Here is a 24,025-nt window from a genome sequence, read left to right on the forward strand (position 1 = left end):
AAAAACCAGCACCAACAAGCCGCGCCCGATGAAAAACACGAGCGCAGCGCCCAACAATTTACTCAGCCAACTGCTTCACAAGCCGATAAAGAAACTCCCGCCCGTCATACAACCGCGCAATCTCGATACGCTCATCCAGACCATGCGTGCGCAGATCAGCCGGCTCGGTAAACAGCCCCGACACGCCATACATCGGAATGCCCGCATTGCGCATGAACCGGCTGTCAGTCGCGCCCGTGCTCATCGCCGGAATCACCGGCACATTCCACATCTGCTGCGTCAGCGCCTCCACCGTCTTCACCAGGTCACCATTGAGCGGCGACGCGGGGCTTGCAAGCGGCTTGTTGACGTAGCGCACGCTGATCTTCTCGTTGCCTATCACCTGCTTCAACTGACGATCGATATCGGCCGGATCATCGTGCGGCAGGATGCGGCAATTGACGGTGGCCTTGGCCGATTGCGGCAGCGCGTTCTCGGCGTGGCCGGCGTTGACCATCGTGGCCACGCAGGTGGTGCGCAACTGCGCGTTGTAAAACGGAATGGCCGACAGCCGATCGATCGCAGCCTGGTCCGGCTTGCCGGTGCCGACCGAACGCATGTCGTCCGCCAGTTGCCCCGTGGCCAGCGGCGCGCTGCGAGCAAAGTAAGTCTGCGTCACGTCGGCCAGCTTGACGGGAAACTGATACGCCCCCAGCCGATCCAGCGCGGCTGACAACGCATAGATCGGGTTCGTCTTGGTCGGCACCGAGCTGTGTCCGCCCACGTCCCGCACTTCCAGCTCGTACGTCGTGTACATCTTCTCGGCCACCTGAATGCGGTGCAGCACCGGCTTGCCGTTGCGCAGCTCGCCGCCACCGCCTTCGTTGATACCGAACTCGGCCTTCACCAGCTCCGGCTTGTTGTTGACGATCCAGTACGCGCCGTTGGTCGGCACATCGCCGCGCTCCTCGTCGGTGGTCAATGCGAGGATGATGTCGCGCGATGGCTTGAAGCCTTCCTGCTTGAGCTGCCCCAGCACCGACACGAAGGCCGAGGCCATCGCCTTGTCGTCGATCGCGCCGCGCGCGGTGAAATAGCTGTCGATCTCTTGCAGCTTGAAGGGGTCGGTCTTCCAGTCTTCGCGCTTGGCTTCCACCACGTCAATGTGGGCGAGCAGCAGCATCGGCTTCTTGGTACCGGCGCCCTTGAAGCGCAGCACAAGGTTGCCCTTCTTCGGGAACGGCTCAAGCACCTGCATGTCGGCAGCGGCAAAACCTGCATCGCGCAGGCGCTTTTCCATCGCATGCGCGGCCTTGGTCGTGTCACCCACCGAATGCGTCGTGTTGATCTCGACCAGCTCTTTGTAGATGTCGTGGTAGCGCTGCTGCTCGGGCGTGAGCGTGGTGGGCGCGGGCTTGCTGGCGGGAATGCTCTGAGCGAACGCGCCGGCGCTGCATGCCAACACAGCTGCAGACACCAAGGCGCGAACGGGAACACGACGACACTGGAAACGCATGACACCTCCGGATAATCGTTATGTGAACCGGCTCATGGCGCGTGGCGAGTGGCTCGAGGGGCGGAGCAAGGCCATGAGCGGCTTCTGAGTGCACCGCATAAAACAAAGCGGGGCCGACCCGAAGGCCGACCCCGCAGTGTAGCGCCGCGGCAGCCATTTCGCTGCCAGGGCAACTCATCAGAAAGCGTGCTTTACATCGCCACGCGGAACACCGCCACAGCGCGGCGCAACTCGTCCGCCTGTTCTTCCAGCGCCTGCGCAGCGGCAGCGGCTTCTTCCACCAGTGCGGCGTTCTGCTGCGTCACGTCATCCATCTGCGTGACGGCTTCGTTGATCTGCTCGATGCCGGTGCTTTGCTCAGCCGAGCCCGCGCTGATCTCGCCCATGATGTCGGTCACGCGCTTCACGGCCACGACGATCTCTTCCATCGTCTTGCCGGCACGTGCCACCAGCGTCGAGCCGGATTCCACACGCGTGGCGGAATCTTCGATCAACGATTTGATCTCCTTGGCGGCAGCCGCGCTGCGCTGTGCCAGCGTGCGCACTTCACCGGCCACCACCGCAAAACCGCGGCCCTGTTCGCCTGCACGCGCGGCTTCCACCGCAGCGTTGAGCGCCAGGATGTTGGTCTGGAACGCAATGCCTTCGATCACGGCGATGATGTCGGTGATCTTGCGCGACGACTCGCTGATCTCGCCCATGGTGCTCACCACGTCCTGCACCACGGCACCGCCCTGCACGGCGATCTCGGAGGCGCTCACCGCCAGCGTGCTCGCCTGACGCGCGTTGTCGGCGTTCTGCTTCACGATGCTCGTCAGCTCTTCCATGCTGGATGCGGTTTCCTCCAGCGAGCTGGCCTGCTCTTCCGTGCGTTGCGACAGATTGGTGTTGCCCGCAGCGATCTGCTGCGTGGCGGACGCGATCGACTCGCTGCCGCGACGCACCGTCACCACGGTCTCCTTCAACTTGGCTTGCATCTGTTGCAGGCCTTCCATCAGCAGGCCCATCTCGTCACGCGAGTGGATGCGGACGTCGGTGGTCAGGTTGCCGCCGGAAATTTCGTGGAAGTGCACGAGCATCTCTGCGAGCGGGCGCGAGATGGCGCGCGACAGCACGAAATAGCAACCGGCGGCAAGCGCCAGCCCGATGGCGATCACGATGATGAACGTCCACACCAGCCCATTGAAGAAAGACTGTGCCCTTTCGTACGACGCAGTGGACACTTCCATCTGGATGGCATTGAGGCGATCGGACAACTCAGCGTACGCACGGAATTGCGCAGGCATTGTCTCCATCGCGACGCGGCGAGCGCTTTCACTGTCGCCGCGCTGGATAGCGGCAATGGCCTCGCCGATACCGCTCTTGACGATCTCACGCAGCTTCTTCGCTTCACCGGCCACCTTTTCTTCTTCTGGCGTGGAAAACGGCAAAGTCAGATAGCTTGCCCAAGCCTTGTCGCTGTTCTGGATCTGCAAATTGACACGCCCGATGGCGTCGGTGGCCTTGGCTGCGTCCGTTTGCACCACGGCACGGTCCAGTGCCGTACGCGCCTGCGCAAGCTTGGATTCCGCCTGCCCCAACGCGCGGGTGGAAGCAAGGTTATTGGAATAGGTTTCCTTGAGCGCGGCGTTGGAGCGCATGTTGCCAACCAAGCCCAGCACGCCGACACCCGCCAGGAACACAGCCAGAACAAACAGCACCAGCGCCAGCCGTGCCTTGATGGAGAGCGTCTTCATATCTGTCGCGCGAAGTTGGGGGAGCGTGAAGTGGTTCCTCTGAGGGAACTGAATTCAGCAAAACTAACGACAGATCCTCAACATTCTTTAACTACATTACGAGGGTTTTCCCGAAGAACAAGGCCCCGTGCGACTCTTGGCTCACACCTGCATGCGCACCATCAACGCGTTGTCCAGCGGCACGCCGCGCACCGTCACGGTCTGCCGCGCCACCACTTCAAACCCATTCCGGGCAAAGAAAGGCTCGGCGCTCAAGCTCACGTGGGCTTGCACGCGCGGCACATCGCACTGCGCTGCCAACCCTAGGAGGTGACTCATGAGCTGTTGCCCGACACCTCTTCGCGCGTGCACGGCCGATACGAAGAAGTGATCGATATAGCCATTCGCCTGCAAATCGGCATAGGCCACGGGCTGCCCGTTGCGTTCCGCCACGAAGGGCTGGATGCGGCGGATGCGCTCATTCCATTGTGCGACGTCGTAGTGGGTCGGGGCCCACGCTTCGCACTGCTGCGGCGTATATTGCGCGGCGGCCAGACCGTGCACGGCGGAATGGAAGACCGCATGCAGCAGGGGCTCGTCACCGGGTCTGAAGGCGCGGATGACAACAGGCGATTGTTCAAGCGGTGCGTTCATGATCATTGCCCCGCGTGCGGCAGGTCCATCGATGCGAGCACGTCCTTGATGTGCTGCGCCGCCTGCTGGGCATTCTGCGCAGCGGGCACCGGCGGCTGCTGATCGGTCGACAGGTTGCGCACGTGGTCGTCAATGCTGACACCGGTGCCCAGCGGCGCAAGCATCGCCGCCGATTCGTGCATGGCCCACTGGAAGTCATTGAGCGGCGCGTTACGGGCGGCCTGCAAACCGGCCGGGTTCGCTGCCATGGCGCGGGCGGCGACTGGGTCGCGGTTGTCATCTGGCGCACTCAATTCCAAGACCTGCCCTAGGTCGGGTGCGCTGGCATCGCGCGCAGTGAGCGGCGTCCGGATGTTGTAGCGCATGCGCAGCGTCTTGATGATGGCGGTGTGATCGTACGGCTGCGCCACGGTCGAGCGGAAGATCGTGCCCTTGGGAATCCATGGCGACACCACCACCGCCGGCACGCGCACGCCCAACCGATCGAATGCGAAGAGCTGCCCCGGCTGCGGCGGGCTAGGCGGCACCACGGCAGGCGGCGGCACATGGTCGAAACAGCCACCGTGCTCGTCGAAGGTGATGATGAGCATGGTCTGGTGCCACTGCGGCGAACTGCGCAGCGCGTTGTACACCTGCGCGACAAGCGCGTCGCCGTAGCCGACGTCATGCGGCGGGTGCATATCGTTGGGCCAGTCGAGATCGGCAAAGTAGCGGGGCTCGATAAAGCTGTACGAGGGCAACTTGCCGCTGGATGCATCGTCGAGAAAATCGTCGAACAGGTGGAAGTGGTCCAGATGCAACCACAGCCGCGTGAGCGTGAGCGACTGCGCGAAGTCGTGGTAATAGACGGCCCAGTCGTTGGGCGCCACGCCGTCGAGCACATTGAACAGCGTCGGCATCAAGTACGGGAAGTGCACCGGCGAGTTGTTCGGATAACCGTGCGCGGTGCCGGTGTGCACGAAAAACCGGTTGGGCCACGTCTGGCACGGCGCCGAGGCAAACCACGCATCGCACACGGCGTAATTGCGCGCCAGCGTGCTGAGCGCGGGCACCTGGTCCGCCGTGAAGAAATGCATGATGTCGCGCGGGTCGCCACCGTTCTTGGCGTAGTTGGTGGTGAAGCCCTGCATGGTGGGCGTCTGCCCTAGCGGCATCTGCTGGCCGAAGAGCTGCTGGTTGATGTCGGTAAAGAGTTCGCCCGGGTCGGGATTGGGCAGCGTCATCACGTTGGCCGGCGCGGGCGTCGTCCACACGCGGATGGGCTGGCCGCCACCGTCGGGGTTGGTTTCTTCGCCCGACAGGCCGTCGAACTCCGCGCTCTTTGAATACAGCGTGCCGAACAGGTTGTCGAACGACCGGTTCTCCAACATCAGCACGACCACGTGCTCGATTACATCCAGGCCTGCCATGGTGGCCCCCTCGTCTCGTTTTCGTTGCTTCGTTTTGCGGCCCGCGCGGGGCGGCGCCCTGCGGGTCACTATAGGAAGAAACGAGGGGGATTGGCGTTGCGCGCGTCTACGGACGTACCGCCGGCAGCACACGCCACGCAATCAGCGCGCTGCCCGCCGCCATCAGCCACACCACGGGCCATGACGACCACGCCAGCACCTGCGGCAGGCATAGCGATGTGAGCCCGAGGGCCGCAAACGCGCCCGTGTTGCCGAGGCCCAGCGCCGTGCCCGCACGCTGCGCGCCGGCCAAGGTGGCCAGTTCGGTATAGCCCACGCCATGCCACGCCGATACGCAAATACCGCCCGCCACCACGGCCGCCACCAGCGCGACGCGCATAACCGACAGATCGATCGACAGCGCCGACGTCATCCACGCCACCCCGGCCAGCACCGCAAACAGCGCGACGCTCAACCGCGCGCAGGTCAGCAGATAGGCGCGGCGATTGCCGTGACGGTCGGTCCAGCGGCCGCTCCACACGCGCATGACGGCCGCCCCGCCCTGCACCGCTGCCATGGTCAGACTGAGCGTGAGCACATTGGCGTGCGCAAAGTCGCGCAGGAACACCGTGGCAAAAGCGACGACCGCGCCTTGCGGCACACACAGCAGCCCAATGGCCAAGGCCATGCGCAACAGCGTCGGATCGCGCAACGGGCCCGTACCGCCAGGCGCCGCAGTGTGTGCAACCGCATTTGCCGTGTCCGGTGCGTCATGCACCCACAGCCACGTCAGCGCCGCAGTCAACGCACACGCCGCCGCCAGCACGCCATACACAGCGGCAAACCCGGCGTGCGCGGCCAGGCTCGGCAGCACCAGCGCGCCAATGCCGCCGCCCAGCGGTACGGCGGTCTGGCGGATGCTCATGGCCAATCCGCGCTCGCCTTCGCGAAACCAGCCCATGACAGCGCGCCCGCTTGATCCGTTCACGCTGCCGCCCAGCAGGCCGACGCTCAGCATGCCGCCCACCAGCCACGCAAGCGGCGGCACGAGGCCATGCAGCGGCGCCACACAACATGCCATCACGAACAGCGCCAGCGCCGTCAGCCCAAGCCCCGTCAGCAGCACCGCGCGGTCGCCCCAGCGGTCGGTCAGCAAGCCCCACGGCAATTCGCTGATGGCGATGCCCAGCCCCAGCGCACCCAGTGCCACGCCCAGTTCGGCATTGCCCAGGTGATACGCCGAGCGAATGAACACGGCAGTCGTCGGGATGCCTGAGAACGCTGCCGAAAAGCTCGCGTTGGCCGCCACACCCACGCCCAGCACCTTCCAGCGGTGATGGCGCGACATGGGCGTCGAAGTGGCCGGTAAGCACATCGCGGTTGTCATGATCGTTTCTCCAGAAATGCGTTTGACAGCAGCAGTCTGGCGGAGCAACATCAGGCCTAAATGACGTTAATCCCTCATTTCAAGACATCATGCGCAGAATCGGCTTTTTGGTGTTTCCGGGCTGCAGCCTGCTCGATTTCACTGGCCCGCTGACGGCCTTTGACGTGGCGAACCGGCTCGCGCCGCAGCCGGCATATCGCATCGACGTGCTGTCCGAAAGCGGCACGCTGGTGCAGAGCGCGCCCGGCCTCGTCATGCAGACGCAGGGCCTGGACGATCCGGCCTTCGATACGTTGATCATCTCGGGCGGCAACGGCCCGCGCGAAGACGCGTTTTCGCCGCGGCTGATCACCTTCGTACGGGAAGCGGCCGAGCATTCGCGACGCATGACGAGCGTGTGTTCCGGCGCCTTTGCGCTGGCGGCGGCGGGCCTGCTCGATGGGCGCCGCGCAACGACGCATTGGCGCATGGCGGCACTGTTGCAGCGGCGCTATCCGCGCGTGCAGGTGCAGAGCGACCACATCTTCATCCACGACGGGCCGGTGTGGACGTCGGCCGGCATCTCGTCGGGCATCGACCTGGCGCTGGCGCTCATTGAGGAAGACCTGGGCGTCGACGTATCGCGCGCCGTGGCCCGCGAGCTGGTGGTCTACCACCGGCGGCCCGGCGGGCAATCGCAGTTCTCGACCTTGCTGGAGCTGGACCCGGCATCGAGCCGCATTGCACGTGCGCTGGGCTATGCGCGCGAGCACCTGCATGAAGCGCTGGACGTCGACCGCCTGGCCGAAGTCGCCCACCTGAGCCGCCGGCAGTTCGACCGCGCCTTTGTGGCAGAGACTGGCCAGACGCCGGCCAAGGCCATCGAAAAGCTCCGTGCAGAAATCGCCCGGCCGCGCGTGGAAGCCGGTGATGAATCGCTGGAACAGGTCGCGCGCGCCGTGGGCTTTGCCGATCCGGAACGCATGCGGCGCGCGTTCATCCGCGTGTTCGGGCAGCCGCCGCAATCGGTGCGGCGCTCCGGGCGGACAGGACGATCAGGGCACACACGCCTGGTGGCCTAACACACCGTGCCAATGCATCCGCTACCCTGGTGCACCTGAAATCCGTAGCCTCGAATTCGCACCGATGTCCGACAATCAAGACTTGCCCCTGCTCTACAGCTATCGCCGCTGCCCCTACGCCATGCGTGCGCGCCTGGCGATGCTGCAGGCCCATCGACGCTTCCAGACGTTTGAGATCGTCATGCGCGACAAGCCTGCCGAACTCTTGGCGCTGTCCCCGAAAGGCACCGTTCCTGTCTTGCATCTGACGGACGGCGGCGTGCTGGAAGAGAGCCTTGACATCATGTGCTGGGCTTTCGAGGCACGCGACCCCGAAGGCTGGTGGAGCCGCGCGCAATCCGACGACAACCTCGCACTGCTACGCACCAACGACGGGGAGTTCAAACGCCAGCTCGATCGCTACAAATATCCCGATCGCTATCCCCAAGAGACCGCGCCGCGCGAGACAGCCCGTGCGCGGGCAACGGAAACCCTGCTGATACCGCTGGAATCACGCTTGCTGGATCAACGCTATCTTGGCGGCTCGACACCGTGCGCGACCGATCTGGCGATCTTCCCGTTCGTGCGGCAGTTTGCAGCGGTGGAGCCGGACTGGTTTGCCGGTCAGCCTTGGCCGGCGGTGCAGGCCTGGCTTGCCGAGTGGCTCAGCAGCCGCCTGTTCGAGGTCTGCATGACAAAGCAGCCCGTACAGGCCGTTGCCGTGTTTCCCGAGTATCAGCATCCGAATTGATCAATTGATCGACTGATCCATCGATGGAGGCGTGTGTGCAATGAACGAACCGCAAACTGCATCCCCCGACAGCACTGCAGCGCGCGTCGCGTTGTGGCGCGCTTTGCATGTGCACAGCGATGCACCGCCGCATGTGCTGGAAGACGAGGTAGGCCTGAAGTTGCTGGCCCCGGAACCCGGCTGGCAACAACGCGGCGACATGGATCCGCAGTTCACACGTCCGTTTCGCGCGTCCATTGTGGCGCGCGCACGCTTTATCGAAGACCTCGTCATCGAACAAGCGGGCCGCGGTTTGAGCCAGTACGTGATTCTCGGGGCGGGGCTGGACAGCTTTGCACAACGCCGGCCCGATGTGGCATCGCGCATGACGGTGTTTGAGGTCGATCAGCCAGGCCCGCAGGCTTGGAAGCGGCAGCGCCTGGAAGCGCTGGGCTTTGGCGTTCCGCATTGGCTGCGCTTCGTTCCGGTGGATTTTGAGGCGCGCGAATCCTGGCAGGATGCGCTGGTCGCGGCCGGGTTTGATAAGGGCAGGCCGGCCATTGTGGTGTCCACGGGCGTGAGCATGTATCTGTCGAAGGCAGCGAATGCGGCCACGCTGCGGCAGGTGGCGTCGCTTGCACCGGGCTCGATGCTCGCGATGACGTTCCTGCTGCCGTTGGAGACGGCAGACCCGGACGTCCGGCCTGGCCTTGAGATGGCGGAAAAAGGTGCACGCGCGAGCGGCACGCCGTTCATCAGCTTTTTCACGCCGCCCGAAATACTCGCGCTGGCCAGCGAAAACGGCTTTCGCGATGCCCAGCACATTTCTGCAGACACGTTGACGGAGCGCTATTTCTCTGGCCGCACCGACGGCTTGCGCCCGCCGCGCAATGCCGAAGAGCTGCTCGTGGCGACGGTCTAGCCGCGCGGCGCGTCTACCGCTCGCGCAGCGGCCCGGGCAGCGCCTTCAGGCCGATCCACAGCACCCCGATGACGACGTTGACAGGCACGCTCAACGCGCTGGGCACATAGAACAGCACCGACAGGCCCGGGGTTTTGAGCCCCAGTTCCAGCACGCCGCCCAGTGCGTAGAAAAGCAATCCGCACCAGAGCCAGCGCCGCATATAGGCCAGCAGCCAGTGCGCATGCGCCTGGTTGAAGCGCCACGCGGCGGAGCGCTCGAACAGGTTGCCGCGGCTGGCGTCTTTGAACAGCCAGCCGAAGAAGAAATAGCGGTACAGCAGCGTGCGAAAGGCGAGCTCTTGCATGATGGCTCCCTCGGCCAAACCAGCTTCAGGCAAGCAAGTTTGGCTCCAAAATCGCACGGGCGCCATGCCCTCCAGCGCCGGGTTGATCATGAAGCACCCGGCCGAGCCGCCCCTCTTTCAGCTCGCCAGCTTCTTGAAGGTCTCCAGCACTGCGTCGCCTTTGAACGGCTTGACGATCCAGCCCTTCACGCCGGCAGCCTTGCCGCGGTCTTTCATGGCAGGGCTGCTTTCGGTGGTGAGCATGATGACGTTGACCGTCTTGTTGCCCAGCTCACCGCGCACCTTCTCGACCATGGTCAGGCCGTCCATGTTGGGCATGTTCACATCACTGATGACGAGTCTGACGCCGGGGTTGGCCTTGATCTTCGCCAGGCCGTCTTTGCCGTCCACGGCGGTGTCCACCGCCAGACCGTGCTTCTTCAGAAAGCCGGCCACCTCATCGCGGACGGTGCTCGAATCGTCGACAACCAGAATCTTGCTCATGACGCTTTCCTCGTTCTCAATCTTTCCAATCAAAACAATTCCAACTCGCCGCCGGACTCCACTTCGTCGCTCACATCGGCCACGAAATCCAGCGGGGCATGGGCACACACGCACACGGTAGCGTCCACACGCACCGTGTCGTTGATGGTGACCGCGTAGGCGGCCACGTAACCGGGCCTGAGCACGTCCAGATACGGCAGGCAGCGTGCGCTCACCACATAAGGCGTGGACATGCCAAGGTCGGGAAACACCTGCAGCAGCTCCTGGTTCAGCGCGCCGCAGCACAAGTTGCCGATTTCCAGACGCGCTTCTTCAAAAGAACGCCCCGAGCCTTCACCAGTGAAGTAGGCGCGCGTGGCGTCGGAGTCATCAAAGCGCAGCACCAGCAAGAGGCGGAATGCGATGGACGAAATGGTGAGGATCAGGGCGTCCTCGCCATTCAGGGTGCCACCCTCGGCCGCGGTGCCGATATGGCAGGTGTCTTCCGGCTGCCGCGTGAGCCGCGTACGTGCGGCCTTGCGGAAGATGCGATCGAAACTCTCTTGTGCGTTGCTGCGGATCACGTCGGGCCTGCCTAGTGAAGCTGGTGTTGAAACTGGCTGGCCAGCGCCTCGACGCTCGACAGCGACGCGGTGATCATCTTGCCGCCCGCCTGGATGTCCTGGAACGTGGCAGTGGTGGTCAGATCGTTCAAATGCAGGCTGTTGCGATAGCTCTTCGACAGTTCTTCCGAACGCGCGGCGAGCGCACGCACCTCGCTGGCCACCACGGCAAAACCCCGGCCCGCCGTGCCCGCACGCGCCGCCTCGATGGATGCATTGAGTGAGACGATCACCACATGCCGCACGATGGATTGCAGTTCCTGGTTCTTCGCGTGCATATCGTGGTTCTGCTCCATGAGCGAGATCATCTGCTCGTGCCAGCGCTCGAACGTCAACGCCAGGCCGCGCAGGCGCGCCGCTTCTTCGGCAATCTGCCCGGCGCGGCTCGCCCACTGTTCCTTCGCGGCTGTGGCCGACTGCAACTCGGTACGCAGTTGCTCGATGACTTCCAGTTGATCGGCAGCAGCGTCACGCATCTGGGCAACGGTGGTTTCCAGTGCGGCAACCTCACGCATGCCCGTTTCCACCCGTGTGGCTTGCCTGTCCAGGTCGGCCGACAGATCGGCAATGCGGCGATCGGCCTCGCCCACGGTGCGCGCCATCGCATTCACTTTCCGCTGCCGGATCAGCCACACCAGTACGCCAGCGACCAAGCCGCCAGTCATCACGGCCAAAACAATCGACCCCATCACGATGCTTCCTTATCCAGATCCGTACGTACGGCGGGTGGTGCGCACAGCGCAGCGTTCACGCTGTCGACCGCAAACCGTTCAGGCAGGCACACCACCGTCTGGAACTGGCGGAACGCCGCGCCCTTGTGATCGTCGGTGAAGCGCAGCTCGATGCGGCCGTGCTCGCGCTTGAGGAACTCCAGCACAGCGTCCATGCCGACGCCGCGTCCGGACACTTCTGTCACCTTGTCCGCGGTCGAAAAGCCCGGGCGGAAGATGCACTGCGCGATGTCTTCGTCGGTCGCCTGTTGGTCTGCGCCGATGCAGCCGCGCTCCATGGCGATACTGCGGATGCGGTCGAGCGCCAGGCCGCGGCCGTCGTCGCACAGCGTGATCTGCAGCATGCCCTGGTCAACGCCCACTTCGATGTCGATCGTGCCGGCAGCCGGCTTGCCGTGGGCGAGACGCTCTTCGGCCGGTTCAATGCCGTGGTCGATCGAGTTGCGTAGCAGGTGCATGAACACGTTCTGCAGGATGCCGCGCGCTTCGGTGCTCACGCGGTAGCCGTTGTCATCAATGCGCACGGCAACAGGCTCCTTGCCCAGCTCCTGCGCCAGCGACGGCAGCGATTGCAACGCGCCGGACAACAGCGCGTCCACCGTCTCGCTGCCCAGCAGGCGCAGCAGTGGATAGACCGAATCGCGCATCGCAACAAGTTCGTGCGGGCTGCCTGGGTTGGCCGCTTCCAGCAGACGCAGGCTTTCCTGAATGCGGGCCATCACATCGGGGGCGGCCTGCACGGCATTTCCCGGTGCCGCATCGCCCTTGCGACCCAGCTTCACCTCGTTGATGCGGGCGTAGTTTTCGATGGCCTCGCGCACACGCGTCAGCTCTTCCATCAGCCAGTCCTGATCCCAGGTGTGCTCGGTGTCAGGTTCGCGCAGCGCGTGGTAGGTCTGCTCGGTCTCGTGCACCACGTTGGTCAGATGCTGCAGGTTGTACGTGCGCGCATTGCCCTTGATGGTGTGCATGTTGCGGAACAGCGCCGCAATGGCCGCGCTGTCCGCCTGCGAATACTGGCGGATGATCCGTTCGTTCTCGTGCACGAAGGTCGTGGAGCTGTCGATGAAGTGCTGGAACTTCTCCTGGCTCACCGCCAGGATCTCGCCAATCATCTCCAGGTTGCGGCGCTGCTCGCTGGCCTCGGCGGCCAGCTTGCGCAGTTCGGTCACGTCGCGCACGCACAGCATCAGGCGCAGGATCGTGTCGCTCTCGTCGGTAATGGCCGACCACGACAGATCGAGCGTCTTCGTGCGTCCATCCGGCATGCGCTTTTCCACCTCGCTCGCAAGCAGATGCTGGTTGAACGCGAAGTTGATGATGTCCTGCCCCAGGCACGCATCGACCGCCGCTTCCACCTGCGACAGCGTATCGGCGCCAAGGCTGGTATCGGCAAAGATCAGCTCCATCAGCTTGCGGCCGGCAATCTCCTGCGTCTCGAAAATCGATTCAAGGTAGATCGAATATTCCTCGTGCACCACGCCGCCATCGACCACGGTCAGGATGCCCTGCTGCATGTTCTGCAGCATCGCCTGGATGTCGGCCGTTTTCTGCTTGAGAAGCGCGGCGTTCTCCTGGATCTTCTCGATCATCTGGTTGAACGCAACAACCGAATGACCGATTTCGTCCATGCGGCCCACCGGCACACGGCGCGTGAAGTCCTGGCTTGTGGCGATCTCGCTCATCTCGGCCTGCATGCGCGTGAGCGGGCGGGTGATCTGGCGGTACAGCAGCATGCCGATGGCGGTCAGCAGCACGATGGCCACGCCGCTCACCACGCCGATGGTGGTGGCGGTGCTCGCAAGCTTGCCGTTCAGGCCGGCAATGGCTTCGTCTTTCTCACGGTTTTTCTCGATGCGCAGCGTCTCGACAATCTTTTCCAGCACGTCGCGGTAACTGGCCACGTTGGCAAACAGGAAGGCCTGTGCCAGTTCATCCTTGCCCGCGAGCTTCATGTCGGTGGTTTGCTGGATGGCCTCGACGTAGCTGTCGACGCTTTCCTTGGCCTGCGCAACCAGCCCTTCCTGCGCGTGGCTGTTGGCGCGCTTGGCCTGCACGTCCAATGCTGCCCGCAGTGCCGCTTCCTTGGTTTTCAGGTCGTCCGAGGCCTGCGCGACGATGTTGCCGTCCGGGGCATACACCAGCGCCATCGTCGCAAGTTGCACGTCCTTGACGAGCGATACAAGGTCGGCCGATGCCAGCGCGCTCGGCACCACGCCCTCCGTCACCTGGCGGACCTCTGCCGCGCTGCCGCGGGTCTGGTAAACCGCGTATCCGCCGATAGCCGCCAGCGCGGCAAACATCAGCACCACCAGCAATGTAATGCGATGACGAATGGTCATTTGAAATTCTCTCGATTCAGTCACCCCCTGAAAGAAGGGATGCCTCAATATGTTTTCCTGAACATCGGAGGCGCAATTATTGAAGTCGAAAGATGACCAATCGATGACCGCCACATCGACCATCCGGGCATTGCGGTATTGAATTTCCGTGCGCAGGTATTGCGCCGCATACCCGCGCGGCACTTGGATTCCCCGCGAAATCGTTTGACATCCCCACTCAAGTAGGGGAATTGCACGAAATCGCTAAAGTTATTTTTCTCGTCGCCGTTAACTCAGCGCCGTTTTATTTCCTCTTTTATTTCTCGCCTTATTTTTCGCGCTGATTCCAAAAGCAGAAAAAGGTGTTTCTCAGTTTCCCGGCGCGCAACCTGATGGCGCATCTCGCCCACCGTTGCCAAGTGGCTACCGGCCCATGTTCCTGCCAGAATGTTCTGCTTGGGCCCACCACGGAGGCAGACACATGAAGAAGAGCACGCAGGACACCGCCGCACCCGCATCCGAGCTGATCGACGCACGCATTGCAGAGCTGAACGACTGGCGCGGCGAGATGCTCGCCCGCCTGCGCGCCGTCATCCGCGCGGCCGACCCCGACGTTGTAGAGGAATGGAAATGGAGCGTGCCCGTGTGGTCTCACCATGGCTTGATCTGCACCGGCGAAGCCTACAAGCAGACGGTGAAGATGACGTTTGCCAAGGGCGCCTCCGTGCCTGACCCTTCCGGCCTGTTCAATTCCAGCCTGGACGGCAACACCCGTCGCGCCATCGACTTCCGCGAGGGCGACAAGGTGAACGAGAAAGCGTTGAAAGCGCTCATCCAGGCGGCCATTGCCGTGAACAAGGCCGGAACCAAACGCTGAAGAACGCGTAAGCTCGCGCGGGTCGGGCCGGAGCCGTTAACATACGGCCCGCCTGATCAACCAACGGAGCAACCGCAGTGATTCAACCGACCAGCGTATTCAAGGACAACCTCGCCCAACTGCCCACCATTGACGGCATCGAACGCATCGACTTGGTCGATGGCCAGGGCGCCGTGGTGGCCGACATCGAAAACAAGCCCGGCAAGCAAGGTTCGGTGGCGGTGTATCACTACCTGCAGCAGACGTTCGGCCAACTCGACGCCAAAGCTGCCGAGCACGGCCTGGCCGTGTTTGCCGAGCACACCATCGACGCACGCAACCGCCCCGGCGCCCACCCGAATGTGGACCGCCTGCTGGCCATCGCGGCGGGTGAGCCGGCCCTGCGCATCAACGTCGTCAAGGCTGGATGACGCATCGCTAATGCACGCCGCAAGTAGCGAGTGAACCACCTATTCTCTCGCTGCACTGCACACAGCGGCATCTGAAAAGCTGTGCGCCGCGCACGCTGATTGCCAGTCATGGGCACGCGGCGTAGCATGAGGCAGCCCTTCTTCGGGAGCCGCCTCATGCCTGACCAGCACGAAGACAAGGTCCGCCAGCACATGGCGGATGCAGTGGCCCTGGCGCGCGAACGTGCGCCCGATATTGCCGACCTGTTCGAACCGTTCCTGCGGCATTACTACGGTCTGGCAGACCCCGAAGACGTGATCTCGCGCAGCGTTGCCGACCTTTACGGCGCGGCGATGGCGCACTGGCAGCTCGGTCAGAAATTCGTGTCCGGGCAACCCCGCGTACGGGTCTACAACCCAAGCCTCGAACAGCACGGCTGGTACTGCGGTCACACGGTCGTTGAAATCGTCAACGACGACATGCCGTTCCTGTTCGACTCCGTGACCATGGAGATCAACCGGCAGGGGCTAGCACTGCATTCCGCCTTCCACCCGGTCTACCGCGTACAGCGCGATGCCGCAGGCATGCGCGTGGCGGTATCGGCCGGCGGCGGCGTACAGCGTCCGGCGGCCCTTGCGGGCGACATGCCCGATACACCCGCCGACGCGGATACGGAAACCCACGGCGCTGCCCGCTTCGAGTCGACCATCCACATCGAGGTCGATCGTTTTTCCGAGCCCGAACGCCTGCAGGCGCTGCACGACGGCCTGATGCGTGTGCTGGGCGACGTGCGTGCCACCGTGGAAGACTGGAAGCCCATGCAGGCCGCCGCCCACGCCGCCATCGAGGCGCTGGCTGTTCGTGCCGCCCAGCCGTCCGCCGGTGACGTGGAACGCGCCGAGATTGCCGAAACACAGGCCTTCCTCAGCTGGATGCTCGAGCGGCATTTCACCTTCCTTGGCTATCGTGATTACGAACTGATCACGCAAGACGACGGCCATTACCTGCGCGGAATACCCGGCACCGGCCTGGGCGTGCTGCGTGAAGCGCTGCGCGACACCTCCACGCCGGACACGACGCGCCTGGCACCGGGCGCGGCCAAGTTCATCGACGCCCCCGAGCCCATCTTCCTCACCAAGGCCAATTCGCGCGCCACCGTGCACCGCCCCGGGTATCTCGACTACGTCGGCATCAAGCTGTTTGACGCCGAGGGCCGCGTCTGTGGGCAGCGGCGCTTCCTGGGGATGTACACGTCGAACGTCTACATGGTGCCCGCTGAGGACATTCCGCTGGTGCGCCGCAAGGTGGCCGACGTCATCCGACGCACGGGCTTCCTTCCCGACGGGCATCTGGCCAAGACGCTCGTCACGATCCTGGAGCAATACCCGCGCGACGAGTTGTTCCAGATGGACGGGGAAGCGCTGCACGACATCGCGCTCGGCATCCTGCGGTTGCAAGAGCGCCAGCGCACGCGCCTGTTCGTGCGCCGTGATCCGTTTGACCGCTTCGTGTCGTGCCTCGTGTTCGTACCGCGCGAGAAGTTCAATACTGATCTGCGCGTGCGTATCCAGGGCCTGCTGCAGGCTGCGTATAACGGCACCGCTGTGGAGTTCACGCCATTGCTGTCGGAATCGATGCTGGCGCGCATCCACATCACCGTGCGCACGCAGCCGGGCAACGTGCCTGAGGTGGACGTTGCCGAACTCGAAGACCGCATCGTGCAGGCCGCCCGGCGCTGGCAGGACGACCTGGCCGACGCGCTGCTCGAACGCGGCGGCGAAGAGCGCGGCAACCGCCTGCTGCGCCGCTATGCCGGCGCGTTTCCCGCCGGCTTCCGCGAGGACTACGCCGCGCGCCTTGCCGTGCGTGACATTGAACTGATGGAGCCGCTGATTGGCGCCGACGCCACTGGCAACGTGCTCAGCATGCAGCTTTATCGGCCGCTCGAAGCGCCGCCTGGTGCGCTGCGCTTCAAGATCTACCGCGCCGGCCAGCCGACTTCGCTGTCGCACAGCCTGCCGATGCTTGAACACCTGGGCGTGCGCGTCAACGAAGAGCGACCGTACTGCATCGAGCCCGCCGATGCCGCCCCCATCTGGATGCACGACTTCGGCATGGAGACCATCGACGGCAGCGAAGTCGATCTCGACGAAGCCCGCGCACGCTTTGAAGACGCCTTCGCGCGCATCTGGAGCGGCGAGCTGGAGAACGACGATCTCAACCGACTCGTGCTGCAGGCCGGCCTGACCTGGCGCGAGGTGCGCATCCTACGTGCGTATGCGCGCTACATCCGCCAGATCGGTTCGACCTTCAGCAACGCGTATATGGAGAGCGCGCTGAACGGCAATCCGTCGATTGCGCGGGCGCTGGTGCGGCTGTTCCTGGTGCGCTTCGACCCCGCGCTGGCCGAGGCCGAGCGCTCGCGTGCAAGCGACACACTGCGCAAGCAGATCGACGAGGCACTCGAAGACGTACCCAACCTGGATGAAGACCGCATCCTGCGGCAGTTCCTGGGCGTGGTGGAAGCCACGTTGCGCACGAACTATTTCCAGAGCCTGCCGGACGCCGGACAGGGGCAGCCCAAGCCCTATCTGTCGTTCAAGTTCGACCCGTCGCGCGTGCCGGGCCTGCCCGACCCCAAGCCGATGTTCGAGATCTGGGTGTACTCGCCGCGCGTGGAAGGCGTGCACCTGCGCGGCGGCAAGGTCGCGCGCGGCGGCCTGCGCTGGTCTGACCGGCGCGAGGATTTCCGCACCGAGGTGCTGGGGCTGGTCAAGGCGCAGATGGTCAAGAACACCGTCATCGTGCCGGTGGGCTCCAAGGGCGGCTTTGTCGTCAAGCAGCCGCCACCGGCCAGCGACCGCGATGCGTATCTGGCCGAGGGCGTCGCGTGCTACCAGACCTTCCTGCGCGGGCTGCTCGACCTGACCGACAACTACGTCGATGGCCGCGTCGTGCCGCCGCGCGATGTCGTGCGGTACGACGAAGACGATCCCTATCTGGTCGTTGCCGCCGACAAGGGCACGGCCACGTTCTCCGACTACGCCAACGCCATCTCGGCCGAATACGGCTTCTGGCTCGGCGATGCCTTTGCTTCCGGTGGCTCGGTGGGCTACGACCACAAGAAGATGGCCATCACCGCGCGTGGCGCATGGGAATCGGTTAAGCGGCACTTCAGCGAGATGGGCGTCGATACACAGACGCAGGACTTCACCGTCGTGGGGGTGGGCGACATGTCGGGCGACGTGTTCGGCAACGGCATGCTGCTCTCGCGCCATATCCGCCTGCTGGCGGCGTTCGACCACCGCCACATCTTTCTCGACCCGTCGCCCGATGCAGCCACGAGCTTTGCCGAGCGTGAGCGCCTGTTCAACCTGCCGCGTTCAAGCTGGGCCGATTACGACCGGGCGCTGATCAGCCCGGGTGGCGGCATCTTCCCGCGCACGGTCAAGTCGATCGCGCTCACGCCGGAGGTGCGCGCCATGCTGGATGTGACGGCCACCGAGATGGCGCCGAACGACCTGCTGCACGCCATCCTCAAGGCGCCCGCCGATCTGCTCTACAACGGCGGCATTGGCACGTACATCAAGGCCAGCACCGAAACGCATGCCCAGGTGGGCGACCGCGCCAACGACGGCCTGCGCGTGAACGGCGCCGAGCTGCGCTGCAAGGTCGTGGCCGAGGGCGGCAACCTGGGTTGCACGCAGCTCGGCCGCATCGAATACGCGCAGCATGGCGGGCGCATCAACACCGACGCCATCGACAATTCTGCCGGGGTGGATTGTTCCGACCACGAGGTCAACATCAAGATCCTGCTGGGGCTGGTCGTGGCCGACGGCGAGATGACGCTCAAGCAGCGCAACACGCTGCTGGCCGAGATGACCGACGAGGTGGGCGAACTGGTGCTGCGCGACAACTACTTCCAGACGCAGGCGTTGTCACTTGCACGCACGCGCACGGCGCTGTGGCTCGACCCCGAGGCGCGGCTGATGCGGTATCTGGAGCGTGGCGGGCGTCTGAATCGCGCGATCGAGTTCCTGCCCGTCGATGAAGACATCGATGCCCGCCGTGCAAGCGGCGGCGGCCTGACGACACCCGAGCGTGCCGTGCTGATGGCCTACAGCAAGATGTGGCTGTACGACGTGCTGCTGGGCAGCGACCTGCCCGACCAGCCTTTCGTGGCCGATGGTCTGCCGGACTATTTTCCGAAGCCGCTGCACACGCGTTGCGCTACGTCGATCCCCCGGCACACGCTGCGTCGCGAGATTCTGGCAACGATGCACGCCAACGCGCTCGTCAACCGAGCGGGTGTGACCTTCGTGCACCGGATGGCCGAAGAAACCGGCGCAGAGCCGCTTGCCGTGGTGTGGGCAAGCCTCGTCGCACGCGCGGTCTACCGGCTCGACGCGCTCTGGCAACAAGTCGATGCCCTGGACGCTCAAGTGCCGCACGAAACGCAAACTGCCCTGTTCACAGCGCTCGCGCAGTTGCACGAGCGCGCGACGTTGTGGTTCCTGCGGCGGCGCGTGACCGATGTGCCGACCGCAGTCGAGCACTTCCGGTCTGCGGTCGATGCGCTGGCACCCGAGATTGACGCGCTGCAACCGGAGGAATCTGCGCAGGCTGCCGCGCAGCAGCGGCAGGTCTTTATCGAAGCCGGCGTACCGGAAGCACTGGCGCGCGTGGCGACTGGCGTGCCGGCACGCGTGTCGTTGCTCGACATTGCCGAGGTTGCGACCGCCGGCGGCTGCGATGCACGGCTTGCCGCACGCGTGTACTTCGCCCTCGACCAGCCGCTGGGTTACGGGTGGCTGCAAGGCGGCATCCTCGGCCTGCCGACGCAAACGCATTGGCAGATGCTGGCGCGCGCAACGCTGCTCGAAGAACTGGGACAACTGCGGCGGCGGCTCACGCAATCCGTTTTGCAGGGTGCGACGCCCGGCGCCAGCGCGGATGGCCTCATCGACACGTGGCGCGGCACACGGCAGGACGCACTGGCGCGCTACAACCGCGTGATTGCCGATCAGGTCGCAGCCGGTTCGGCAGATCTGGCGATGCTGTCGGTGGGCCTCAAGGCGCTTGCCGAAGTCGACGCTTGATCAACGCCGCTATCGGGCACGCGCCAGTGCGGCGTTAACGCGCACTGGCGGCGTGTCGTGCGAAAACGGCGGCTGCACGACGAAGGCATCCACCACGCCTGGCTCAAAGAACATGCAGTACGTCGATCCGCCGTACTGGAAGTAGCCAAGCTCCTCGCCCTTGCAAACATGCTGGCCCGGCGTCACGTCGACCATGCATGACGACACCTCCGCCATGCCGATGAACACGCAACCCACGGTGCCCACGACTGGATCGTCGCAGGCGATGGTGATGATCGCGCGCGCGGCCATCGCTGCGCTGTAGCCTTGCGAATCGTTCAGCCCTTCCGGGTCCGCACCTTCCGATTCCACGCACGAGTAGTACGTGCCGTCTACGTGGAAGGTATCGACGATGGTGCCTGCCACGGGCGCATGCCAGCGGTGATAGTTGTAGGCACTCAGGAAGGCCTGGTAAACGCTGCCGCCTGCAAACCGCTCCGCGAGGTGGGCCTTGCCCGGTCCGAAGACGTCGCGCAATGAATACGGCTGCGCCTTGATCCAGAACGCGTCTTCATAGCGCGCATCGTGGCTGATGTTATAAGGCGCGGCCTCGCAGGCGCTGACGATCAACTTGTTGTCGCCTTCGCCCGCCACCGGCCGCATGCCGGCACGAAATCGACGCGTGAAGAAGTCGTTCCACGAGGTAAAGCCCCAGTACGGTTGCGACGGGTCGCACAGAAACTGCTCCATGCCGATACGCCGTGTCGCTTCGGGGCTGAACCAGCCGTCCGGCTCGCGCGTGTTCAGATAGGCGCGCGAGTGCGGGCCGCTGAGGAAAGCGCTCCAGCCATTGAGCACCGCCTCGAGCGCATCGTTGAAGCGCCGGTCACGGAACAGCGCGTAGCCGGATGGCATGCACATCGGCCAATCAAGCAGGGCGTTGAGCGGACAGATCACCAGCGCCTTCTCGCTGAAGCGCGGCGCGCACGTGACGATGTGGTCAATGGCGAGCAGCAGCTCTGCGCTGTCCTTGTAACCGAGTTCGTATCCGCGGTCTTTCGCTTCGTCGATGGCGCGCGCAAGGTGCATGCGCAATGCGGGCTCGCTATCGATCAGATTGGCAAGCGCGCGCACGGCGGCCACAGACGGCGTCTTTGACTGACGAGACAGCGCTTGCGCAACCAGCTCGGTGCGGAACGCTGCCAGTTGTGCTTCGCCTTCCGGCAGCCAGTTGCCCAGCCGGCGGCGTCGGTCCAACGGAACATTCGATGCAGCTTCCAACGTGGTCTCCTGGTCAATGCCGGACACCAAGCAACGTGCGTTCCACATGGGTACGGTGGCATTCGGGTTGCTTTGCCTTTGCTGTTCTCACCTGCTTGCCCATGAAAAAAACCGCACCCTCTTCCCCCGACGACGAGACTCACCCCGACCAAGCGCCGGAATCGCTCGACACGTGCCGCCGCTGCGACCTCTGGCGCCACGCCACGCAAGCCGTACCCGGTGAGGGCAAGCGGCGCGCCCGCATCATGCTCGTCGGCGAGCAGCCGGGCGACGGCGAAGACCTGGCCGGCAAACCGTTCGTGGGGCCCGCGGGGAAACTGCTCGACCGTGCGCTGGACGCCGCCGGCATCCCGCGCGACACGGTGTTCATCACCAACGCGGTCAAGCACTTCAAATGGGAACTGCGCGGCAAGCGGCGCCTGCACAAGACACCCGGCCAGCGCGAAGTACAAGCCTGCATGTACTGGCTGGAGCGCGAACTGCAACAGGAAGCGCCTGCGGTGGTGGTGGCATTGGGGGCAACTGCGTTAAAGGCGCTGCTCGACGATGCACATGCGCGCCTGCAAGAGCATTTCAACAAGCCAGTGCGCCATGAAGGCCGTACGGTGTTGGCGACATGGCATCCGTCATATGCCCTTCGCGCCCCCGACCAAGCAACGCGCGAGAGCGCCTATCTCGACATCGTGACTGCACTCAAACATGCGCGACGGCTTGCTGCCGGCAAATAGGAGACCCCGGGGCACGGGCGCGCGAGTTGCGTCGGTGGAACGAACATCGACACCCCACGGGAGCACATGATGATTTGCACCCCATATTCCGCACGTGCGTTCTGCGCGGCGGTGGCAACGTTCATTGCACTTGGCAGCGGCGCTGCATTCGCGCAAGCAACAGGCGCACAGTCTGGCAGCAGCGACAACGCGCCCGCAACCAATGGAAGCAGCACCACCGCAACCGGCACCACAAGCCGCAGCGACAGCCCCACGGGCCGTGACGCCACGCGCAACCGTACCCGTACCCGCACCCGCAACGACAGCGCCAATCCTTCCGGTGAATACGTTCCCCGCACCGGCTCCACTTCGCATCAAGACAAGAACGGCAACGTGGTCAAGGACAAATCAACGGGGGGCAGCCCGCAGGGGCGCGAGCGTCCGCCCACGGCCCCGCCAAACACTCCGGCCACGCACCCTTGAAGCAACACGTAGCGCCTCGCGCGCATTCAGGAGCACCTCATGAACAATGAAAACCCCATCCCCGGCACGCCCCTGCCCCGGCCGCTCCGGGCGACGAAGCGGCGCCCGGAGCGCCCAGCAGCGGCGAAGCAGTCTGCCCCACGTGCAACGGCACCGGTCAACGCGACGACGGCAGCCCCTGCCCCATGTGCGAAGGCAGCGGCAAGATCATCCAAGGGATTGGTGGAGGCTGATGATTCCCTGCACTTCAGCGCAAGCGGCAGGGCACGGACGTCACGGTCAGCAGACCGTGTGCATTGAGATGACGCCCGACTCGCTGGTTTGCCGTGTGCGCGCGGTCGGGCGCCCTCGTCGGGTCACGCCCGATCAACGGTGTTCCATCTCTTCATGAACCTCGTGCGCATGCTCGCGCGCCTCGTGTTCGCGGTGCATCAAGGCTTCGCGATCACGCTTGATGTCGCGGTGCTCAGCGCGCAGTTCACGGTGCTCCTCGCGGCGCTCCATGTGTCGCTCATGCTCCATACGCTCCGCACGTTCGTGATCATGGTCTTCCGGATGTGGCGGCGGCATGGGCTGCGCAAAGGCAGCAGTACCGGCGAGTGCAAACAACGCGGCAAGCAGGGTGTGTTTGTTTTTCATGGGGTGGCTCCTCTTGAGTTGTCATGAGTGCCTACCCACCGACGTTGGGGCGTCGAAATTCGGGATAGGCATCTGCAATTCAGCAAGAAGCCGGCCCCCCTGGCCCGCAGGCGAGCGCACAAGCTACGCCGGGGCCACGAGCAGAGTGTTTCTGTTTGTATCGATCGCAGGCACGTCACACGCCCTCCTGGACGTAGCGCCCAGGCAGCGACTGGTTGCACTGCAATGAGGAAGAACCGTCTAGTGAGACACAGCCATCAAACGGCGGCCGCCGGTGCGGACGTGTCCGGAAGCCTTGAGCAGAACGTAGCCCTGGAGGGTGACCCGGGCATAGCTGTGGTCGGGGCCACGGCGTTCCAGCGTCACGAGCTGTCGCTCGATGAGCGCTTCGACATCGGCGCGATCCAGGTCGTCGGATTCAGCGCCGTCGTTGACGAGCAGCAGGACGGCAAATTCATGGGGACTCAGCACAGTTGGCTCCAGCTTTTCTGTTGGTCACGGCACGCGACTCGTGACAGGGGTGGGCTTGGTTTTCACTGACACCATGAGCACTGCAAGAGCCACCAAGAACAGCGTGAGAGAGTAGCTGGGCTTGCAGGAGAAGCCAGCATAGGCACGCACGCGGCCGCATTCAAGAGGGGCAAATCCGCGCATCGTCCGCTGAGCTCTGCAGCCCCATGGTCAAGGGTGGTGCGCCAAGCGTTTGCCGTGCGGTACAGCGCACCGGCGGCAACGATTGCGCATCGCAGAAAAGTC

At 64.2% G+C, this 24,025-nt stretch carries 21 protein-coding genes; 9 read left to right on the forward strand and 12 right to left on the reverse strand.

Annotated elements, in window-relative coordinates; genetic code table 11:
- Positions 1–58: 58 nt before the first annotated feature.
- The 5 genes from NG898_RS19010 to NG898_RS19030 form a co-directional block, all read right to left on the reverse strand.
- The gene (locus NG898_RS19010; protein ID WP_252693887.1) at positions 59–1,495 is read right to left on the reverse strand and encodes a M20/M25/M40 family metallo-hydrolase; all 1,437 of its coding nucleotides are present in this window, start codon (positions 1,493–1,495) and stop codon (positions 59–61) included.
- 191 nt (positions 1,496–1,686) lie between these two features.
- Entirely contained in the window at positions 1,687–3,231 is a 1,545-nt protein-coding gene (locus NG898_RS19015) for a methyl-accepting chemotaxis protein (protein WP_252693888.1), read from the reverse strand.
- Between the two features lie 141 nt (positions 3,232–3,372).
- Complete coding sequence (locus tag NG898_RS19020; protein WP_252693889.1) at positions 3,373–3,864, reverse strand: GNAT family N-acetyltransferase; 492 nt, start codon at positions 3,862–3,864, stop codon at positions 3,373–3,375.
- A 2-nt stretch (positions 3,865–3,866) separates the two neighbouring features.
- Positions 3,867–5,273, reverse strand: coding sequence for an alkaline phosphatase family protein (locus NG898_RS19025; protein WP_252693890.1), 1,407 nt, complete (start codon positions 5,271–5,273; stop codon positions 3,867–3,869).
- Positions 5,274–5,379: 106 nt separating this feature from the next.
- Positions 5,380–6,639, reverse strand: a complete 1,260-nt coding sequence (locus NG898_RS19030; RefSeq protein WP_252693891.1) for an MFS transporter — start codon at positions 6,637–6,639, stop codon at positions 5,380–5,382.
- An 89-nt stretch (positions 6,640–6,728) separates the two neighbouring features.
- On the opposite strand from NG898_RS19030, the gene NG898_RS19035 reads away from it, so the two are divergent.
- From NG898_RS19035 to NG898_RS19045, 3 genes are all read left to right on the forward strand, one after another.
- Positions 6,729–7,700, forward strand: a complete 972-nt coding sequence (locus NG898_RS19035; protein WP_252693892.1) for a GlxA family transcriptional regulator — start codon at positions 6,729–6,731, stop codon at positions 7,698–7,700.
- A gap of 64 nt (positions 7,701–7,764) precedes the next feature.
- Positions 7,765–8,430 carry a glutathione S-transferase gene (locus tag NG898_RS19040; protein ID WP_252693893.1) on the forward strand — a complete coding sequence of 222 codons (666 nt, stop codon included), beginning with the start codon at positions 7,765–7,767 and terminating at the stop codon, positions 8,428–8,430.
- Between the two features lie 40 nt (positions 8,431–8,470).
- Positions 8,471–9,331 (forward strand): class I SAM-dependent methyltransferase, encoded by an 861-nt coding sequence (locus NG898_RS19045; RefSeq protein WP_252693894.1) that lies wholly within the window; start codon positions 8,471–8,473, stop codon positions 9,329–9,331.
- Positions 9,332–9,344: 13 nt separating this feature from the next.
- Here the strand turns inward: NG898_RS19045 and NG898_RS19050 are convergent, their stop codons facing one another.
- From NG898_RS19050 to NG898_RS19070, 5 genes are all read right to left on the reverse strand, one after another.
- A complete protein-coding gene (locus tag NG898_RS19050) occupies positions 9,345–9,677 on the reverse strand; it encodes a hypothetical protein (RefSeq protein WP_252693895.1) in 333 nt (110 codons plus the stop codon).
- A gap of 117 nt (positions 9,678–9,794) precedes the next feature.
- Positions 9,795–10,160, reverse strand: coding sequence for a response regulator (locus NG898_RS19055; protein ID WP_024977498.1), 366 nt, complete (start codon positions 10,158–10,160; stop codon positions 9,795–9,797).
- Between the two features lie 29 nt (positions 10,161–10,189).
- Positions 10,190–10,723 (reverse strand): hypothetical protein, encoded by a 534-nt coding sequence (locus tag NG898_RS19060; protein ID WP_252693896.1) that lies wholly within the window; start codon positions 10,721–10,723, stop codon positions 10,190–10,192.
- A gap of 11 nt (positions 10,724–10,734) precedes the next feature.
- Complete coding sequence (locus NG898_RS19065) at positions 10,735–11,451, reverse strand: methyl-accepting chemotaxis protein (RefSeq protein ID WP_252693897.1); 717 nt, start codon at positions 11,449–11,451, stop codon at positions 10,735–10,737.
- A complete protein-coding gene (locus tag NG898_RS19070; protein WP_252693898.1) occupies positions 11,451–13,835 on the reverse strand; it encodes a HAMP domain-containing protein in 2,385 nt (794 codons plus the stop codon). The genes NG898_RS19065 and NG898_RS19070 overlap by 1 nt, the downstream gene beginning before the upstream one ends.
- A 460-nt stretch (positions 13,836–14,295) precedes the next feature.
- Between NG898_RS19070 and NG898_RS19075 the strand changes: the two genes are divergently transcribed.
- The 3 genes from NG898_RS19075 to NG898_RS19085 all read left to right on the forward strand — a co-directional run bounded on the left by NG898_RS19075 (position 14,296) and on the right by NG898_RS19085 (position 20,180).
- Positions 14,296–14,691: a DUF1801 domain-containing protein gene (locus NG898_RS19075; RefSeq protein ID WP_252693899.1), complete on the forward strand. Its 396-nt coding sequence runs from the start codon at positions 14,296–14,298 to the stop codon at positions 14,689–14,691.
- Positions 14,692–14,768: 77 nt separating this feature from the next.
- Positions 14,769–15,101 (forward strand): DUF2322 family protein, encoded by a 333-nt coding sequence (locus NG898_RS19080; protein ID WP_252693900.1) that lies wholly within the window; start codon positions 14,769–14,771, stop codon positions 15,099–15,101.
- Positions 15,102–15,257: 156 nt separating this feature from the next.
- On the forward strand, positions 15,258–20,180 hold the full coding sequence (locus NG898_RS19085) for an NAD-glutamate dehydrogenase (protein ID WP_252693901.1): 4,923 nt from the start codon (positions 15,258–15,260) through the stop codon (positions 20,178–20,180).
- Between the two features lie 9 nt (positions 20,181–20,189).
- Here NG898_RS19085 and NG898_RS19090 read toward each other — a convergent pair whose 3' ends face one another.
- Entirely contained in the window at positions 20,190–21,488 is a 1,299-nt protein-coding gene (locus NG898_RS19090) for a phosphatidylserine decarboxylase family protein (RefSeq protein ID WP_252693902.1), read from the reverse strand.
- A 53-nt stretch (positions 21,489–21,541) separates the two neighbouring features.
- Between NG898_RS19090 and NG898_RS19095 the strand changes: the two genes are divergently transcribed.
- The 3 genes from NG898_RS19095 (at position 21,542) to NG898_RS19105 (ending at position 23,296) form a co-directional block, all read left to right on the forward strand.
- The gene (locus NG898_RS19095; RefSeq protein ID WP_252693903.1) at positions 21,542–22,168 is read left to right on the forward strand and encodes a UdgX family uracil-DNA binding protein; all 627 of its coding nucleotides are present in this window, start codon (positions 21,542–21,544) and stop codon (positions 22,166–22,168) included.
- 66 nt (positions 22,169–22,234) lie between these two features.
- Positions 22,235–22,630, forward strand: a complete 396-nt coding sequence (locus NG898_RS19100) for a hypothetical protein (protein WP_252693904.1) — start codon at positions 22,235–22,237, stop codon at positions 22,628–22,630.
- Positions 22,631–23,017: 387 nt separating this feature from the next.
- Positions 23,018–23,296, forward strand: coding sequence for a hypothetical protein (locus NG898_RS19105; protein WP_252693905.1), 279 nt, complete (start codon positions 23,018–23,020; stop codon positions 23,294–23,296).
- A 213-nt stretch (positions 23,297–23,509) separates the two neighbouring features.
- Here the strand turns inward: NG898_RS19105 and NG898_RS19110 are convergent, their stop codons facing one another.
- Positions 23,510–23,740, reverse strand: a complete 231-nt coding sequence (locus NG898_RS19110) for a hypothetical protein (RefSeq protein ID WP_252693906.1) — start codon at positions 23,738–23,740, stop codon at positions 23,510–23,512.
- Positions 23,741–24,025: the final 285 nt, after the last annotated feature.

Source organism: Ralstonia mojiangensis (genome assembly GCF_023955645.1).
Lineage (GTDB): Bacteria > Pseudomonadota > Gammaproteobacteria > Burkholderiales > Burkholderiaceae > Ralstonia > Ralstonia mojiangensis.

What these genes read in the sequence shown, in the direction of transcription:
- NG898_RS19010 (WP_252693887.1), bottom strand. Translation starts at nt 1,495, where the DNA reads ATGCGTTTCCAGTGTCGTCGTGTTCCCGTTCGCGCCTTGGTGTCTGCA.
- NG898_RS19015 (WP_252693888.1), bottom strand. Translation starts at nt 3,231, where the DNA reads ATGAAGACGCTCTCCATCAAGGCACGGCTGGCGCTGGTGCTGTTTGTT.
- NG898_RS19020 (WP_252693889.1), bottom strand. Translation starts at nt 3,864, where the DNA reads ATGAACGCACCGCTTGAACAATCGCCTGTTGTCATCCGCGCCTTCAGA.
- NG898_RS19025 (WP_252693890.1), bottom strand. Translation starts at nt 5,273, where the DNA reads ATGGCAGGCCTGGATGTAATCGAGCACGTGGTCGTGCTGATGTTGGAG.
- NG898_RS19030 (WP_252693891.1), bottom strand. Translation starts at nt 6,639, where the DNA reads ATGACAACCGCGATGTGCTTACCGGCCACTTCGACGCCCATGTCGCGC.
- NG898_RS19035 (WP_252693892.1), top strand. Translation starts at nt 6,729, where the DNA reads ATGCGCAGAATCGGCTTTTTGGTGTTTCCGGGCTGCAGCCTGCTCGAT.
- NG898_RS19040 (WP_252693893.1), top strand. Translation starts at nt 7,765, where the DNA reads ATGTCCGACAATCAAGACTTGCCCCTGCTCTACAGCTATCGCCGCTGC.
- NG898_RS19045 (WP_252693894.1), top strand. Translation starts at nt 8,471, where the DNA reads ATGAACGAACCGCAAACTGCATCCCCCGACAGCACTGCAGCGCGCGTC.
- NG898_RS19050 (WP_252693895.1), bottom strand. Translation starts at nt 9,677, where the DNA reads ATGCAAGAGCTCGCCTTTCGCACGCTGCTGTACCGCTATTTCTTCTTC.
- NG898_RS19055 (WP_024977498.1), bottom strand. Translation starts at nt 10,160, where the DNA reads ATGAGCAAGATTCTGGTTGTCGACGATTCGAGCACCGTCCGCGATGAG.
- NG898_RS19065 (WP_252693897.1), bottom strand. Translation starts at nt 11,451, where the DNA reads ATGGGGTCGATTGTTTTGGCCGTGATGACTGGCGGCTTGGTCGCTGGC.
- NG898_RS19070 (WP_252693898.1), bottom strand. Translation starts at nt 13,835, where the DNA reads ATGACCATTCGTCATCGCATTACATTGCTGGTGGTGCTGATGTTTGCC.
- NG898_RS19075 (WP_252693899.1), top strand. Translation starts at nt 14,296, where the DNA reads ATGAAGAAGAGCACGCAGGACACCGCCGCACCCGCATCCGAGCTGATC.
- NG898_RS19085 (WP_252693901.1), top strand. Translation starts at nt 15,258, where the DNA reads ATGCCTGACCAGCACGAAGACAAGGTCCGCCAGCACATGGCGGATGCA.
- NG898_RS19090 (WP_252693902.1), bottom strand. Translation starts at nt 21,488, where the DNA reads ATGTGGAACGCACGTTGCTTGGTGTCCGGCATTGACCAGGAGACCACG.
- NG898_RS19095 (WP_252693903.1), top strand. Translation starts at nt 21,542, where the DNA reads ATGAAAAAAACCGCACCCTCTTCCCCCGACGACGAGACTCACCCCGAC.
- NG898_RS19100 (WP_252693904.1), top strand. Translation starts at nt 22,235, where the DNA reads ATGATGATTTGCACCCCATATTCCGCACGTGCGTTCTGCGCGGCGGTG.
- NG898_RS19105 (WP_252693905.1), top strand. Translation starts at nt 23,018, where the DNA reads ATGAACCTCGTGCGCATGCTCGCGCGCCTCGTGTTCGCGGTGCATCAA.